Source organism: Nitratireductor indicus C115, from assembly GCF_000300515.1.
In the GTDB taxonomy this organism is placed as follows: domain Bacteria; phylum Pseudomonadota; class Alphaproteobacteria; order Rhizobiales; family Rhizobiaceae; genus Nitratireductor; species Nitratireductor indicus.
The window spans coordinates 1-942 of the sequence record NZ_AMSI01000058.1 but is presented as its reverse complement, the minus strand read 5'-3'; the positions used below and the strand labels follow the sequence as shown (position 1 = coordinate 942).

Here is a 942-nt window from a genome sequence, read left to right as displayed (position 1 = left end):
GCCTCTCCGCTTGCGCGTCGCCTTGCGAAGGAAGCGGGTATCGAGCTTTCGGCGATTTCCGGATCGGGCCCGAAGGGGCGCGTGGTGAAGGCCGATGTGGAAGCTGCCGCCAAGGGTGGCGGTGCCGTCGCTGCGGCTCCTGCCGGGGCAGCGCCTTCCGTGGCCGGTGCGGCTCCCATCAAGGCGATGTCGGACGACGCAATCTTGAAGCTCTTCGAGGAAGGCTCCTACGAACTCGTCCCGCACGACACGATGCGCAAGACCATCGCTCGCCGTCTGGTCGAGGCGAAGTCCACCATCCCGCATTTCTACCTGACGCTCGATTGCGATATCGACGCGCTTCTGGCGCTGCGCAAGCAGCTCAACGATGCGGCCCCGATGGTGAAGGGCGCCGACGGCGAAAAGCCCGCCTACAAGCTCTCCGTCAACGACATGGTCATCAAGGCCTATGCGAAGGCGCTTGCCATGGTGCCGGAGGCGAATGTGTCGTGGACCGAGAACGCCATGGTCAAGCACAGGAACGCCGATGTGGGCGTTGCGGTGTCGATCCCCGGCGGCCTGATCACGCCGATCATCCGGCGTGCCGACGAGAAGACGCTTTCTGCCATCTCCAACGAGATGAAGGATCTGGCCTCGCGGGCGCGCAGCCGCAAGCTGAAGCCCGAGGAATATCAGGGCGGCAACACGGCGGTTTCCAATCTTGGCATGTTCGGGATCAAGGATTTCGCCGCGGTGATCAATCCGCCGCACGCGACGATCCTTGCCGTTGGCGCCGGCGAGCAGCGCCCGGTGGTCAAGGGTGGCGAGATCAAGGTGGCGACGGTGATGTCGGTGACGTTGTCGACCGATCACCGTGCGGTGGACGGGGCGCTCGGCGCTGAACTCCTCGCCGCCTTCAAGTCGGTCATCGAAAACCCGATGGCCATGCTGGTGTAGGGGGCA

The 942-nt window shown here is 64.5% G+C and carries 1 protein-coding gene; it reads left to right on the top strand.

Annotated elements, in window-relative coordinates; all coding sequences use genetic code 11:
* A partial coding sequence (locus tag NA8A_RS24185) for a 2-oxo acid dehydrogenase subunit E2 (protein ID WP_009453079.1) occupies positions 1 to 936 on the top strand: 936 nt, incomplete at its 5' end.
* Positions 937 to 942: the final 6 nt, after the last annotated feature.